The organism is Bacillus sp. ISL-77 (assembly GCF_018613105.1).
This window is the reverse complement of record NZ_JAGGQY010000033.1, coordinates 64,220-80,502: the sequence shown is the minus strand read 5'-3', so window position 1 is coordinate 80,502 and position 16,283 is coordinate 64,220. Positions and strand designations below refer to the sequence as shown.

The 16,283-nt window shown below is 38.6% G+C and carries 11 protein-coding genes and 2 pseudogenes; 4 read left to right on the top strand and 9 right to left on the bottom strand.

The window, feature by feature from the left end; translation table 11 throughout:
* Nucleotides 1-175 precede the first annotated feature (175 nt).
* On the top strand, nt 176-1,903 hold the full coding sequence (locus J7E77_RS13045; protein ID WP_214714942.1) for an ABC transporter ATP-binding protein: 1,728 nt from the start codon (nt 176-178) through the stop codon (nt 1,901-1,903).
* The gene (locus tag J7E77_RS13040; protein ID WP_214714898.1) at nt 1,900-3,798 is read left to right on the top strand and encodes an ABC transporter ATP-binding protein; all 1,899 of its coding nucleotides are present in this window, start codon (nt 1,900-1,902) and stop codon (nt 3,796-3,798) included. Before J7E77_RS13045 ends, J7E77_RS13040 begins: the two co-directional genes overlap by 4 nt.
* Before the next feature lie 199 nt (nt 3,799-3,997).
* Here the strand turns inward: J7E77_RS13040 and xerS are convergent, their stop codons facing one another.
* The 4 genes and pseudogenes from xerS to J7E77_RS13020 all read right to left on the bottom strand — a co-directional run.
* Complete coding sequence (xerS, locus tag J7E77_RS13035) at nt 3,998-5,086, bottom strand: tyrosine recombinase XerS (RefSeq protein ID WP_214714897.1); 1,089 nt, start codon at nt 5,084-5,086, stop codon at nt 3,998-4,000.
* Nucleotides 5,087-5,810: 724 nt separating this feature from the next.
* Nucleotides 5,811-7,028 carry a sugar efflux transporter gene (locus J7E77_RS13030; protein WP_214714896.1) on the bottom strand — a complete coding sequence of 406 codons (1,218 nt, stop codon included), beginning with the start codon at nt 7,026-7,028 and terminating at the stop codon, nt 5,811-5,813.
* Nucleotides 7,029-7,306: 278 nt separating this feature from the next.
* Nucleotides 7,307-8,333: pseudogene (locus tag J7E77_RS13025) on the bottom strand (MBL fold metallo-hydrolase).
* 314 nt (nt 8,334-8,647) lie between these two features.
* Nucleotides 8,648-9,322 (bottom strand): annotated as a pseudogene (locus J7E77_RS13020) (AraC family transcriptional regulator ligand-binding domain-containing protein); the annotation flags it as partial.
* A gap of 391 nt (nt 9,323-9,713) precedes the next feature.
* On the opposite strand from J7E77_RS13020, the gene J7E77_RS13015 reads away from it, so the two are divergent.
* Entirely contained in the window at nt 9,714-10,616 is a 903-nt protein-coding gene (locus J7E77_RS13015) for an AraC family transcriptional regulator (protein ID WP_214714894.1), read from the top strand.
* Between the two features lie 121 nt (nt 10,617-10,737).
* Here the strand turns inward: J7E77_RS13015 and J7E77_RS13010 are convergent, their stop codons facing one another.
* The 3 genes from J7E77_RS13010 to J7E77_RS13000 all read right to left on the bottom strand — a co-directional run bounded on the left by J7E77_RS13010 (nt 10,738) and on the right by J7E77_RS13000 (nt 14,652).
* Nucleotides 10,738-11,427 carry a DUF4405 domain-containing protein gene (locus J7E77_RS13010; RefSeq protein WP_214714893.1) on the bottom strand — a complete coding sequence of 230 codons (690 nt, stop codon included), beginning with the start codon at nt 11,425-11,427 and terminating at the stop codon, nt 10,738-10,740.
* A gap of 58 nt (nt 11,428-11,485) precedes the next feature.
* Nucleotides 11,486-12,214 carry a cytochrome P460 family protein gene (locus J7E77_RS13005; protein WP_214714892.1) on the bottom strand — a complete coding sequence of 243 codons (729 nt, stop codon included), beginning with the start codon at nt 12,212-12,214 and terminating at the stop codon, nt 11,486-11,488.
* A gap of 1,004 nt (nt 12,215-13,218) precedes the next feature.
* Complete coding sequence (locus J7E77_RS13000; RefSeq protein ID WP_214714891.1) at nt 13,219-14,652, bottom strand: MDR family MFS transporter; 1,434 nt, start codon at nt 14,650-14,652, stop codon at nt 13,219-13,221.
* A 271-nt stretch (nt 14,653-14,923) separates the two neighbouring features.
* On the opposite strand from J7E77_RS13000, the gene J7E77_RS12995 reads away from it, so the two are divergent.
* On the top strand, nt 14,924-15,175 hold the full coding sequence (locus tag J7E77_RS12995) for a DUF2533 family protein (protein ID WP_214714889.1): 252 nt from the start codon (nt 14,924-14,926) through the stop codon (nt 15,173-15,175).
* 58 nt (nt 15,176-15,233) lie between these two features.
* On the opposite strand, the gene J7E77_RS12990 is transcribed toward J7E77_RS12995, so the two are convergent.
* Together J7E77_RS12990 and J7E77_RS12985 are read right to left on the bottom strand one after the other, a co-directional pair.
* Nucleotides 15,234-15,725 carry an endolytic transglycosylase MltG gene (locus J7E77_RS12990; protein ID WP_214714887.1) on the bottom strand — a complete coding sequence of 164 codons (492 nt, stop codon included), beginning with the start codon at nt 15,723-15,725 and terminating at the stop codon, nt 15,234-15,236.
* A complete protein-coding gene (locus J7E77_RS12985) occupies nt 15,715-16,098 on the bottom strand; it encodes a hypothetical protein (protein WP_308160574.1) in 384 nt (127 codons plus the stop codon). The genes J7E77_RS12990 and J7E77_RS12985 overlap by 11 nt, the downstream gene beginning before the upstream one ends.
* Nucleotides 16,099-16,283: the final 185 nt, after the last annotated feature.

Sequence of the window (16,283 nt, the reverse complement as noted above, 5' to 3'; positions counted from 1 at the left end):
GTGTTTTTTTTATTGTAAAAATTTGACGGAATTTCCAGTCGGGAATATACTTATGTTTGCTTAACAAGCCAAATGATCTTTTTTATAAACTTAATAAATATATTTGTTCATATTTAGTTCATAAAAATAGGATAAAGTTACTCGTATGAATTATTGAAAACGGAGTTGAGAGATGTTGATCAAATTAACCAGATTTCTAAAACCATTTCAATTACCCATCTATTTGGTTTTAGGCCTAGTGCTTTTACAGTCATTGTCAGAACTTTATTTGCCAACGTTAATGGCAGATATTGTTGACAAGGGTGTCGTGACTGGTGATACCAACTACATATGGAAAATTGGTGGTTTCATGCTGCTCGTCGCGGCAGGAGGGATGATTTGTTCCATTGCTGCGAGTTTCTACTCAGCAAAAGCAGCATCAGGGTTTGGAAAGCTATTGCGGAGCAAAATTTTCTCCCACGTAGGAAACTTTTCACTGCACGAGTTTGATAAACTTGGAACTGCTTCATTGATTACAAGAACTACCAACGATATTACTCAAATCCAGCAAGTATTAGTAATGATGTTACGAATGATGGCGATGGCACCGATGATGTGTATTGGCGGTATCATTATGGCCTATTCAAAGGATGCCAAGCTAACGTTAGTTCTTGCTGTCGCTTTGCCAATTCTCGTACTGGCGATCGTCATAATCGCAAGAAAAGGTATTCCACTATTTAAAGCAATGCAGGTAAAATTGGATAATCTCAATCGCGTTTTACGAGAAAACTTAACTGGTATTCGTGTTATTCGCTCATTTAATCGAGTGCAGCATGAGAAGAAACGTTTTGATGAAGCCAACTGGGATTTAACCCAAACAGCTATTAAGGTAAATAAAATCATGGCTGCAATGATGCCAATTATGATGATTGTTCTTAACCTCTCAACTGTAGCGATTGTCTGGTTTGGCGGACTTCGGATTAGCAATGGGCATATGCAGGTCGGTGATATGATGGCATTTATCCAATATGCTATGCAAATTATGTTCTCTTTCATCATGTTATCCATGATGTTTGTGATGATACCAAGGGCATCGGTATCTGCTGTCCGAATTAACGAAGTGCTGGAGACGGTAGCCGATATTAAGGATCCATCTTCGTCGTTATCAGGGGAAAGCACAAAAGGGCACGTAGAATTTCAGGATGTTACCTTCAGTTATCCTGGAGCAGAAATGCCTGCAATTTCAAATATTTCTTTCTCGATGAAGCCTGGTGAAATAACAGCTATTATTGGGGGAACAGGCTCAGGAAAGTCGACACTTATTAACTTGATTCCGCGTTTTTATGATGTCGATAGTGGAAAAGTTCTTGTTGATGGAATGGATGTAAGGGATATGGCACAAGAACAGCTTAGGGAAAAGATTGGGTTTGTCCCACAGCAATCAGTACTATTTACCGGGACAATCACAGAGAACATTCGTTATGGGAAAGAAAATGCAACGGCAGAAGAGGTCGATCATGCTGCCGAAATAGCCCAGGCGAAAGAATTCATTTCAAACATGCCAGAAGGTTTTGATGCGGTAATCTCCCAAGGGGGAACAAATGTTTCTGGTGGACAGAAACAGCGGTTATCCATCGCCCGAGCCCTCGTTCGGAAGCCTGAGATTTATATATTTGATGACAGCTTTTCCGCATTGGACTTTAAAACAGATGCCAAGCTGCGCGCTGCACTAAAAGGGGAAACTGGCAATTCAACGGTATTAATCGTAGCACAACGAGTGAGTACAATTATCGACGCAGACCAGATTATTGTCCTAGATAATGGAGAGATAACCGGAATCGGCACGCATAAAGATTTGATGGAGTCGAGTGCGGTTTATCGAGAGATTGTGATGTCACAGCTGTCAGAGGAGGAAATCGCATGAGTAAGCATCAAAAACCAGAACAAGAGTCTGGGCCGCGCAAACCTGGTCTTGGCCCCGGCGGTGGATTTGGCCCGATGGGTATGGGAATGCCTGTCCAAAAGGCAAAGAATTTTAAGGGAACGCTAAACAGATTAATCAGCTATTTGAAGCCTTATAAAATACAGCTGCTTTCCGTATTAATTACTGCTATTATCAGTACGATTTTTGCAATTGTCAGCCCTAAAATCATGGGGAAGGCAACCACAAAATTATTTGAAGGTTTGATGATGAAACTCAGAGGAGTTCCTGGGGCTAAAATCGATTTTGAGTATATCGGTCAAATTATTATTTTACTAATAGGTCTTTATATATTGAGTGCGATTTTTGCCTATTTACAACAATATATCATGGCTGGTGTCGCACAAAAGACAGTTTATAATCTCCGTAAAGAAGTGGAAGAAAAGCTAAACAGGCTGCCGTTAAATTACTTTGATTCACGTACCCATGGGGAAATTCTCAGCCGTGCGGTCAATGATGTTGATAATATCAGCACAACTTTACAGCAAAGCTTAACCCAGTTGATTACCTCAGTAGTTACAATTATTGGAGTAATCGTCATGATGCTATCAATCAGTCCTTTGATGACATTGATCGTGATTGTGACACTGCCGCTAAGCGGTGTAGCGATTGCAAAAATCGCCAAAAAATCACAACTGTATTTTAAAGGCCAGCAAAAATCACTAGGCGAGCTAAATGGTCATGTAGAAGAAATGTATACAGGTCATAAGGTAGTCAAAGTATTTGGCCATGAGCAGAAATCGATTGACAAATTTGAAGGAATTAATGAAACACTCTACCAATCAGCCTGGAAGGCACAGTTTGTTTCTGGAATGATTATGCCGCTTATGTCATTTATCAATAATATTGGCTATGTCCTTGTATCCGTCGTTGGTGGAATCTTAGTCACTAAAAAAGCGATTGAAATTGGTGATATTCAAGCCTTTATCCAATATGCGCGGCAATTTTCCCAACCAATTGCACAAACAGCATCGATTGCCAACGTGATTCAATCAACTATCGCAAGTGCGGAACGTGTGTTTGAAATATTGGATGAAGCTGAAGAGGTCCCAGAAGCGGTTGCTACAAAAGTGATTTCTACTCCGAGGGGTGAAGTAACATTTGAACATGTTACTTTTGGCTACGAGGAAAATGAAATCTTAATCGAAGATATGCAAATTGATGTGAAATCTGGCCAGACGGTTGCGATCGTCGGACCAACAGGGGCAGGGAAGACAACACTTATTAATTTGTTAATGCGTTTCTACGAGATTAATTCCGGTCGAATTTTGATTGATGGCATTGACACGAGAGATTTAAAAAGGGAGCACTTAAGGAGTTTATTCGGTATGGTGCTTCAGGATACCTGGCTGTTTAACAGTACTATTTTTGATAATATTGCATACGGAAGGGAAGGGGCAACAAAAGAGGAAGTGATGGCAGCGGCGCGAGCAGCCAATGCGGACCATTTTATCCGAACTCTTCCAGACGGTTATGATACGATATTGAACGAGGAAGCATCCAATATTTCTCAAGGCCAAAAGCAACTATTAACCATTGCCAGAGCGATACTCGCGAATCCAGCGATTCTAATACTTGATGAAGCAACAAGTAGTGTAGATACCCGGACAGAGGTACAAATTCAAAAGGCGATGAACCATTTAATGAAAGGGCGCACAAGCTTTGTTATAGCACACAGATTGTCGACGATTCGTGATGCAGATTTAATCCTTGTGATGAATAATGGCAGTGTGATTGAAAAAGGAAATCACGTCGAATTACTTGAAAAAGGCGGCTTTTATGCAGATTTGTATAATAGTCAGTTTACTGGAAGCAATTCAATGAAAAATGTGGGATAAAAAAATGCGTTTGGAGAGCATATGAGCTTTCTGAACGCATTTTTAATTTTGCAAAGTGAAAAATATTAAAAAATTTATTCCGTCTCATTTTCTTAAGTATACTTTGGAATTGAGATTATTTCATTTATTTATTACATAATAATATTATGTAAACTGATAAAATAAAAAAATCAACTGCCTTTTTTACAGACAGTCATTATTAATCCAGTTGTTCTTTTGGCATATCCATTTTATCAACAGCAATTTTAAGATCATCATTCTTAATATGTGTGTAAATCATTGTGGTTTGGATCGATGAATGACCTAATTGACGTCTTAATTTTGGTACATCATTGATTTCAGCATGGTATCTGGTCGCAAACGAATGCCGCAGCTTATGTACGGATAATGATGGTTTACCAAATGCGGTGGCATATTTTTCAATTAATTTTTCAACAGATCTTCCCGTTAATCTTCGTGATTTTCCTTTTGGTCCAATGGGTGCAGAAATAAACAACGCCTTATTGGTCTTATCAACCTGGTACTTAGCAGATCTAATCGACAGATATTCTTCCAGATCAGCCATTGCAACCTGACTAAAGAAGACAAATTGTTCTTTATTACCTTTTCGAATGACTCGTACACAATACTTACTAAAATCGATATCGTCTAATTCAATTCCAACTAACTCCGAAAGGCGAAGTCCAGAACCAAGGATTAATGACACAATCGCCGTATCACGTTCTTTATTTAATTGATAAAAGTTAGAGATTTTTTTGTTATCTTTGTTCATTTCGCCATAATCATTAGCAACAAAGAGGCGAAACTTCTCATATTCATCGCCAAGAAGAATTTTACCTTCCATTTTATTTGCTTTTGTTTCCATGCTGTCTTTTACTTCATTAAATTCAATTTTCGCCATGACATTACGATTAATGTATGGTTTTAAATCTGGTGTTTCAGCAATGTTTTGCATGTAATTAAATAGTGATTTTAATGCAGATAATTTCCGATTTACGGTGAGTTCTTTATTATTTAATTGATAATGGAGATAGTTTAAAAAACTTTCAACCTCTAAAACTGTCATTTGCTCCAGACGTTCCAAAGGAATATCTTTGACATTGCCAGACACTAATTGCTCGCTGATCATCCAGTTGAAGAAGATTTTATAATCATGACAGTAATTATATAAGGAAGCCGTCGAAAGTTTTCTGAGTTTGTGGTTTATGTATTCATCAACATACCACGGTAATTCGTTAAGTATGGTTTGCAATTTTTTATAATTTGTTAGTTTATCCTGATTTACCATAAAATCACCTCACTTCTATATTTTACTTAATCGAGTTAATTACGTCAAATTTATATTTTACGTAATTATTATTACGCTAAAGCATTAAAATAATTCTAACTCTAATTGTTTGTACAACGACAAGCACGTTAAACACACTTCTCTTCTTAAAATGGCAAAATCAAAGTTCTCCCATTACAAGCAACAGTTCATTTCGTGTGATTTACAATATAAAATTAGTTATACAATTTACTTAAATAAAAAACTAGCGAAAAGAAAGTATCCCATATGGTACCATACCTTTTTAGTATTTCCCCTACCCTTTTCTTTTTTGCTACTTAACGTTATGTGGTTCTCAACTTACTTCGTGGCGTTTTAGTCCTAATTTCATTTACACGCCCCTTTTTTTTAGATTATATGACAATTTCAATAATTTTTTTAATATTCCTTTTATAACAAACTTGCACCGGTAATCAAAAAAAGCCACCTTTGAAAGGCAACTGGTTTATAAAAAAGTAATTTTCATAAAAAAGAAAACGGCAGCATTTGCGATGCCGTTTTCTTTTATTTTAGAAAGTCCCAAAAAGTATCTAGAAGTATCCCTTAATAAATTCAATATAAAAAACAAATTCTTTGACTTGAGAGAACAAAAAATTTGTGTTAATTAATATTATTTATTAAGTGAACCAATCAATATATTTAATGTTTCGTTAATAGGAATAAGAAAATACTACATCGTACAGGACTATGCGGATGGAATGTGTTCTATAGGGACTCCCTTTTCCTTATGGGTTCTTGTCTTCAATAACATAAAGAACGAGAAAATCACAAAAAACAGACAAACAAAGTATACATTTCGATACCCTGCAAACTGGGCAATGACACCTCCGCCCAGATTCCCTATTAGTCTTCCAATGGTCGAGCCATTGGAATAAATGGTTGTTGATAGTCCCGGTGAATGAGGCAGCAAATTCGTGAAATAGCTCAATCCATTACCCATAAGTATCGCAACTGATGTTGCCTGCAGAAGCTGCGCTACGACCAACTGCCAGGAAGCAGTCGATACACTTAAGATAATATAATAGATAACCGAAACAAAGCACCCGATTATCATCAGGGAATGATTCGATATTTTTTTGCTCAGGGCACCGAGAACAATCATAATTGGAATTTCAAAACCAGCTGAAATACTAACCACCAATCCGACTTCCGTATGCGTCCCATGAAGCTCATTCACAATAAAAAGTGGCGTATTGATACCGTTAATGGCATTGACCGCAAATAGAAAGATAAAGGCGATAAGTGGCTGAATGATCTGCTTGTTTTTTACAGATGGGGAGACAGCACTGGTTCTATTCTTACCATTTTGAACTGTTTTTCTTTTTCGTAGAAACAGGATTACAAGAGATGCAATGATAAGATAGATGGCGGATGTCCCTAAAAAAAGCCCCTTATAGCCGAGTGCACCCAAAATGAAAGTACCACCTAATGGTCCAATTAGGAAACCAAGTGATACAAGAGAACGCAATGTAGACATCGCAAACGTCTTGTCATCGGAGTTGCTTTCATTCGCCGATTCCTGTGCAGAGGCATAGATTTGCGGCATGGCAGCAGCTCCTAAGCCATTAAACAGAGTGACGACAATCAGCAGGATATAGAAGTTGTGAAACACTAAATACGAAGCATATCCTAGCGCAGAGGAAAGCATGGCTAAAATAATCAACCATTTTCGGTCTAAACCGCTATCGGAATGTTTCGCAATAAGTGAGTTTACCACGACTCCGCTTAAGGAACTTATCGCCATAAAAACGCCAAAAGCTCCTGCAGTCATTCCAAAATCTTCAGTAAAATACAAGGATAAGTAGGGCTGAGTAATGGAAATGCCGATACCGACAAGCAGCATACAAATGACGTATAAACGATAACCTTTAATCGCAAACAAGTTTTTTAACCGTGCAAACACATGTAATCCTCCTAGCCTTCTAGCCTACTTTTCTGCAATATAGGAATCTTGTAGTTCGTCATTTTTTAGAAATGGAAACAAAAAACTACTACAAATTCATCTACTATTAACAATTAAAATTATGGTTTATAATTTCAATTAATTTAAATTCTTTGTTCTCATATTCAAATTTCAATATGCAACAATTTAACTTTCCTTCTTTTATTAAATAATGTTTGTCCATGTCTCATTAAATATAACGTCTTTTTCATTTGTATCCCCTCATTGAATCTTAAAAATTACTTTTTCCACCATGATGAAACAGGAACAGACAACCTTCCATCCAATTGAACAGTTTCACCAATTTGTGGAGCGATGAGATTCACATCATTTTTCTTTGCCGCTTTTAATGCTCGTTCTATCGGTTCTGTCCAACCATGATTCGCAAGTGTAAAGGCACCCCAATGCATTAACATCATATGCTTGCCTTTTACATCTATATTAGCCTGTACGGATTCTTCCGGAAACATATGAGCCCATGACCAGCGTCTATCATATTGACCGCCTTCTATTAAAGCGATATTAAAAGGTCCGTATTTATCGCCAATTTCCTTAAAATGTGTATCATAGCCGCCATCTCCACTGGTATAGAAACGTGTTTGTTTTCCTAGAATGACCCAACCACCCCAAAGGGTCGAATCTCGATTAAAAGGTCCTCTTCCTGAGAAATGTTTGGATGGGGTCAATGCAATGGTTAAACCTTGGAACTCAGTTTCATCCCACCAATTAAGTTCTGTAATTTTTTCTTTTGCAACACCCCATCGAATCAAATGATTACCTACACCGTAAGGAACGAAGAAATGACCGACCTTGCTCTTTAGCTTTTTTATAGATTGATAATCTAAGTGGTCGTAATGATCATGCGTAATAAAGACGGCATCAATAGGAGGCATTTCTTCAATAATATCCAACATATCTTCACTGTAGCGTTTAGGTCCTACAAAAGAAACAGGTGAAGATATGGGACCTAGCATGGGATCAACGAGTATCTTTTTATTATCGATACTAAGTAAAAAAGCAGAATGCCCAAACCAAGTTAAACTATCTTCATTACTATTAATTTTGTTCCAATCAATCTCAGAAACAGGAATTTGACCAGCAGGATTGCGTTCTTTACCACCTGAATTAGTGTCCTAACATAATTATCAAAGGTATTATATACCTCTTTTTGTTCGTTACTTGGGTTACCGCCGAATACTGGATTTATATTTATAAACAATGAAATGACAACTCCTAAACCACTAATAAAACCAATAAATACATCATTATTTTCTTTATAATTCTTTTCTTAGCTTTTGGTGCAACATGTCCGTTCATTTTCTGTGTTGTTGTAAGTTCTTCGAAATTAGACATTTTATCTATTGCCCTTGATCCCGATTTCCGGCAGGTGGAGAAGGGACACATCTCCTCAGTGTTTATTCACTACATATTTCCATTTTTTGCCACATCGGGAAATACCGCCATTGCTCTTTCCGGGGTTATTTCTGGGTGCGTAGAAAATATTATAAATGAATTTGACATTTTAAAATCCCTTCTCTCGCGTTTCTTGCATTTCATTCTGTTAGAACATTAAATATCAACAGAGATTTTTCTAGCGCAGGAACTAGTATGTCTAGTAGCTCCGCATTGTACGTGACAAAGTGGCGGTCTAAATCGCTTCGATGCAGTATCAAACGGTTGTTTGTTGCTCCAAATTTGACGCCAATTCCGAAGTAATCTTCAAGAGCCCTCACGTCCCCCAGCGGGTTCGGGTGCGAAAATTCAACTGACTTAGCAGGAAAACGATGACCTGAGCCTATCCTTCCTAGCTGCAGCAGAGATGCAAATGTCAGATAAACCAAAATCGGTGGTTCAGGCTGCTCAGTATAAAGAAATTCTAGTTCGATGGTACAGAGTTCTCCATCCTCGGTGATATGAAGGCGTTCGGGAAAACAAAGTTGTTTGTACCTGGCAATTCGACTTAGAGCGTCCCGGTAGTCACGAGCATGATAGGGTGCTAAGACGCTCGGTGGCAGCTGCGCTGGATTTAACTCCGCAATGAACTTAATTATTCCAACAGCAGCGTCACTCATTAATTCGGAGACAGCACTCCAAATCGCGAAATACTGGGCTGTAGTCACTTCAACCGATTCGGTAAGAATGGTGAGCGGCAACTGTGCTTTGCGAACCACGTCCTGAGCAGAAATACCTAATTGATGAAAGCCTGCCCAAGTTGCCACGGGGATTTTTATGCGGTCTAAGGAATGTGCCGTCATACATCATCGCCTCTTTCTGATACTTACACACTAAGCTTTGGTTGTGATTTGTACCTTTCGTTGTGGATGATACAGTTATTATTCTACCTATCCAACGTCGTATTGTAATTAGCAAAGAACGACATAATGTTTGTATATTGCGCCATTTTATGATTGCAGGCTAATGGAAGGTCATTCGTTCATAGGGTGCTCGAAACTATCCGCTTATCCGTTTCAGTTCATGACTTTCTGTTTGTTATTTATTATGTTCTATCTAATTATGTAACATTTGAAAAAGCGAATGGTATCACATTCTTATCAAATGATTGCCTAATACTCTCACAGCTGTTTCGCAACCGGAAAATTTGCATTAGAATAGAACTAGCAAGAAAAAATAACAAGGAGGGGTTTTATGTTTGAACAATTATATAAACAAAGAGTGGAGCTCACCAAAATCATAGAGCACTATACAGGACGAGACGGCACTTATAACACTGATATTCCATCTTTATTTTTCTCACGTTACTCTAATGATACTGGTCCACATTACGGAGTTTACAAGCCTTCCTTGTGCATTATAGTTCAAGGGATGAAGGAGGTATTGCTGTCACAGGAGAGTTATCAGTATGGTCCTGCCGATTACCTTGTTGCATCCGTTAACTTGCCAATAATCGCACAAGTCACTGAAGCCTCTCCCGAAGTTCCTTATCTGGCTCTCAAACTTGAAATAACACCGAATGAAATATTGGAGGTGTTACGTGAATTCCAAATGGGAGTTGACAAGAAGGAAAATGCTAAACGAGGTATGTATGTCAGCAAAATAGAGCCATCTTTGCTAGACGCGGTAACAAGATTAGCTCGTTTGCTAGATACTCCGAAAGACATCAAGGTACTTGCTCCTCTAATCGTAAAAGAAATTATCTATAGGGTTCTGCAAGGAGAACATGGGGGGATGCTGAAACAAATAGCAATAGAAGGAAGTTCTGCCCATCAAATCAGTGATGTAATTGAACATATCATGAATAACTATGAAAAATCTTTTAAGATTGACGAACTTGCGGAAATAGCAAATATGAGTGTTTCTTCACTTCATCGGCACTTTAAAGAGATAACCGCGATGAGCCCAATTCAATTCCAAAAACAACTTAGACTTCAAGAAGCCCGAAGCCTGTTATTATCCGAATCTGCAGATGCAGCAGATGTTGCATTCCGGGTAGGCTACGAAAGCCCATCCCAATTCAGCCGTGAATATTCCCGCATGTTTGGTTTACCACCAAAAGAAGATATAAACCGCCTGAAGGCGACATATGTATAAAAAAGGTGCATTAATCCGATCCTGGATTAATGCACCTTTTCATTCTGCAAATTTGCCTTCATTATACCTTTTCCAATAATTCATTTAATATTACTCCCTTTTAAACCTGTATCAGATTCTTTTATTGCTCTGTGTAAGCCCTAGTTTTATCCTGTTTTTGAACAAATTTCAGAACATAATGAGTCCCACTGATATATATTCCCATGATGGATAGATGTTCTATTAAAAATCCCATGTTGGATTCATCATAGCTCCATCCGAATGGATTATATAGGGTTAACCTAGAAAGCATATCACTCTCGAAGGAAGTCTGCACACCATAGACAACAATCAACACCGCTATCACACGCAAAGCGGTTGTGTGAATACGGCTCGTGCTGGTAATTCCCGTCATCTTTCGTACTGCATTGATAATTTTTCCCCATGACATTCTTATATGCACAGCCATGAAGATAAATCCCCAATATGAAGACATAACATGTATCTGTAATAGAATCATGTCATTGTTTATAGGAATAACGGCAAAGATGTCACGGGAAATTGGAACAGAACTTATCATCACCATAATCATGGAAACAAGAAAAAGCGAATTGACCGCAATGCTCAGTTTACGTTGTACATTGTGCTTTCCCTTAAAAATCGTCTTATACCATCGTCGATTTAAAATATTGTGGGCAATAAACAACAACAACAATAAAACTCCTACCAGTTCATGGATCGTATTTCCGGTAATCTGGTAAGCCATTGCAACTAACGTCAGAACTGTCATAGCAAGATCAATAGCCAGCCTGATTAACATATTTCGATTCAAGAAGTTCTCCTCTTTCTAATTTAATTAAAAACTGGGTCGGTTTTCCATTCAAATGCTCTTATGTCTCTTTATTAAAATGAATCATCAAAAATACCTTCTGGATGATCCCCGCTTTTTCTTCATCTTCCATTAAGCCATTTCCATGCAAAATATCCCGCGGGTCCTCCGGATTATTGTCTACCTCTTTTACCTCCCAGTGATTTGTAGGGATACCTGCGATCTGGGATTCTGTGCTGCTCTCCTTTGATCCTGTAACATCTTCAAGGTCATAACTTTTCATCTCATCCAACTTATTCACGTAGTCATCTCTTTCCGCGTTCGCATGGCAGGAAAAGCAACGACCGATGTCTGCATCTTCGTCCACTGATCCGTCAGGAGAAAATGACTGGTATTGCCAATCCCCGTTACGCATATCTGGAGGATTTTGGTCACCCCAACGATCGCGCTTTTCCATCACGAAGTATCGGTAAAGTTCTTCATCCCTAAAGATCTTAAGAGTGATTACAGTGCCACTAGGTATCGGCTGTCCATTCTGCACTGCTTCAATAGCTTCCGGGCTAGTGTAGAGTTCTTCGTAAGTATTTCCACGGGTCACAGTCGTGAAGAGCACTCCGTTGTCGTAGCCTTCAGGGAATTTGACAAGTTCAGTGCCATTCCCAGGGGATTCTTGTTTGGAACTGTCACTAGATTGCTCCTGTTGGGAAATCCCATTTGTATCAGTGTTGTTGCATGCAGTAAGAGTGAGAGACATTACCAATGCAAGGGACGGAAATAATAGTTTTTTCATTGTGCTTTCCTCCTAAATTTTTCGTATTTGTATTGATTCGTTAGAGTCAAAATTGTATAAGCTTCTGGGATGTGATGCTGTTTTTTTGGTAATAAATACTGATTTATCAAAGGTAATGACTATTATTTTTGGGAACTAGCTGCTTATATTCTTTTCATCAAGTTTCCTCTGTTTAGAACTTTGGGTTTTATTTTTCATCAGAATAATAGTTATAGAAAAAGTAGAGGCTTTTTTATTATGCGGTAAATGAAAAAACGACCGATATCCTATTCCTCTCAAATGGTTGCCTAATCCTCCCACAATAAAAATTAAAGCTACACGCCTAGTTTACTTTGAACCAAATCACAAATAGTTTCGTGTTAATTACTAACTAGAAAGGAATGACTTAACTGCTTTATGTCATGCGGAACCAGTGGGGTATCATTGGCGAGGAATCTATTGTTCCCCTATGAAAAACAGCGTCAAAATAAAGATGAAGAAGAGAATGACATAGGACAAAGAAGATTTAATCAGGGGTATAAACATTTAAAATGGAGATTTAAAAGAAATGAACTTTACACTAATTTTAAAGGGATTTTGAATTTAGGACTTTTATGTCGTTATACAATAATAAGGAACTAAGCCTGCAAGGTACCCTAAAGAAGTCTTACAGTTTTTTTAAATAAGTAACTTCTTTTTCATAAGCTTTAAAAAAATCAAAACACCTTTCGGAATAATTCTCCAAAAGGTGTTTTTTATTGTTTCTTATTTTTAGGATTCATCAGCTGATTTTTACTCTTCTAACATTGGTTATATAAATCCACCATTTACACGGATTGTTTTTTTAATATATATTTAATTACACTAATCTACATAGGCTAACCCATTTTTTATTAAATCCGATTTAATATGCCAGAAAGTATCCAATCACGTTGGCGAGCGCGAATGCGGTAGTAAGCTTTCCTGCTGTTGATACTGATACACCGATGGAAACAGCTACTTGATCCAGGCTCCCTTTTCGAACATTAATGGATCGAATTCATCGATGCATGTTTGACGACAACGCGGCGGATGAAGAACGCCATAGCAAGACCGATTAGCGTAACGGTCAACGTGAACAAGAACACGTTCTGTGAGCCGAACGTCATCGCGTTAGCCATCTCAGACTGTTTCGTTGGCGTTGGGGAGTTGTGCAAATACTTATCCATACCGCTTGTAAGGATGATAATGGCAATCGCTGTTCCAATTGCTCCTGCGACCTGCTGAAGTGTGTTCATGACTGCCGTACCATGTGGGTAAAGCTCCGGTGGCAGCTCGTTCAGCCCGTTAGTCTGCGCCGGCATCCAGACCATTGAGATACCGACCATTAATCCGATATGCAACGAGACGATAAAAGCAATCGAAGATGCAGATGATATGTCGGAAAGAAACCATATCGATATCGCGACGACGATGAGACCGGGAATAACCAGCCACTTTGGCCCATATTTATCGAACAAACTCCCCATGCGCGGCGACAGGATGCCGTTCAACGCGCTGCCCGGCAACAGCATAAGTCCAGCGGCAAACGGTGACAGGTTCATACCATTCTGAAGAAACATTGGCAGAATAATCATGCTAGACAAGATGATCATCATAGATGACAGTACCAAAAGTAGCCCCACGTTGTACATCGGGTACTTGAAGACGCGCAAGTCCATCATAGGTTCACGCATAACCGTCTGCCGCCGCGTGAACAACACGAGTGCGACTAGCCCGATGATAATTGAAGTGACCACGACCGGGCTGGTCCAGCCTTCGGTGCCTTCTCCTGCCTTGCTGAAGCCGAAGACGACGCCACCGAAGCCGATCGTTGATAATGCAATTGATAATAGATCAATGCGAGGTTTCGTCACCTCTGTGACGTTTTCCAAATACTTCAACCCTACCAAAAGCCCTATCACCAAAAATGGCAGTGATAGCCAAAATATATAATGCCATGATAAGTATTCAATTAGGAGACCAGCTACAGTCGGGCCGGTCGCCGGTGCGAACATGATGACAAGTCCGACAAACCCCATCGCCGCCCCACGTTTCTCAGGTGGATACACGACGAGGATCGTATTGAACATGAGCGGAATCAACAGGCCCATTCCGACCGCCTGTAAAACACGAGCGACCATAAGAATTTCGAAATTGAATGCGAGCGCCGCAATTAAAGTGCCGACAATCAAGCTCGTAAGAGAACCAGTAAACAATTGCCTTGTCGTAAACCATTGTAGCAGTAACCCAGTCATCGGCATCAGAATGCCGAGTGTAAGTAAGAACCCTGTTGTCAACCACTGTGCGGTTGCAGCTGAAATTTGGAACACATCCATTAAATTACTAATCGCAATGTTGAGCGCCGTCTCGCTGAACATGCCAACGAAACCGCAGATAAGCAGCGACGCCATAATGGCTCGCGTATTGTATTGTTTCATTTTCGACTCCACTTCCCTCTACTAAAATGTACACCTAATTCTTTATAAAGATTATTTTAGATTTTAACATTAACATATCCTTAATAAAACTAATTTAGCTCCCTCCGTCTTCGGGTTTGTTCACCCCCACGTAATCGATGCTGACTTTCGATGTGAGTCTAATATTTTACCATACTTCTCTCCTGGAGCTTCAACATAAAATCTTATTGAACTGATAAAAATTATCAATTATGGTATGATTGTATAAGTTAATTATTTAAGGAGTGAAATCATGAGTGTACATAAAGATTTAATTAAACACGCGGCAAATCAACATGAAACCTATCAAAAATTCTTAGCACTCGACCAACAACGGGAACAATATATCGAAGAAGCGATTGAGTTATGTAAACAAGGTAAACCTTTTTCAACCGATAAAATCAATGCAGTCACCAAAAGTATTAATAAAATCAACCTGCGCTTTATTCCAACGAGGCAAACCGTTACGGGTGAAATGGTCCAGGAATTCGTGAAAAAAAACTAATAATAAATAAAGAACGGACAGCATCGTTAGATCCTGTCCGTCTTTGTTTTATAGATGGTTACTTTTTAAAAATAGTCGCGATGACTTGATCATAGGACATTTCTGTATCGACTGTAAATGTACCCGGACGCAAATTTTTCTCAACACCTTTTTTCTCTACATCTCTTGAGAATTTAAAATCATCAGGTACGATTTTTGCTTTTTCAAGCATTCTACCGACATCGATACTGGTCATCCCTTGTGTTACTGAAATAACTGCTCGATAGACGATCTTTTTAGAATTATTATTGGCTGAAGCTGCTGAAGCCGCTTTTTTGGTTGCTTCTATTGTCTTATCATAGTCTGCCTTCGGTTGAACAATATACCCAGCTGTTAAAAGCGTATCTTTCATCTCTGCTTCAGTTGGCTGAACGACTGTTTTCTGCTCGCTTTTGGTCGGTTTGGGAGCTGCTTTTGTGACTGCAGGATCTTCAGTGAAGTAAACAGCACCACAAATGGTCGAAGCTAGAAGAATTCCGGCCGCAAAGCTGCTCACTACATTAAATTTCATTTGCTATTTTGCTCCTTTCATCCTTTGCTGCTAGATAAGGTGCAAGGAATTGGTTAATTTCACTCTCTGAAACTTGTTTTTTCTGAGCAATGGTTTCAATCGAATATTTGCGTTTATATAAATCTAGTACTTCACGCTTAAATATCATTTCTTCTGGAGTCAGTTGAACGCCTGCTTCCTTTGTAACCACTTCTATATCAAGTTCCAAATTGCGAATTTGCTCGTGCACGTTATTGATATCTTTCATAACAGAAACATGAACCATATCAATTTCCTTATGTTTTTGTTTTTCTAAGTTGCGATTCGATATAATTGAAACGATTAGCAACACAGCTGATATCGCAATCAACAGAATTATAGTCCATTCCATCATATTAGTTTCCTCCTTTTTTACTTAGCAATCCACAATTCCCTATTATACATCCTAAATATAAATATTTCGATTAAAACCGACTAAATGAGACACAAGTCGGATGGATTTGACAAATCGAACCTCCTTTTCTATAAAATTACTACATGAAAAAAAGCAATGCAGGTACGAATGCATTACTTTTTTCG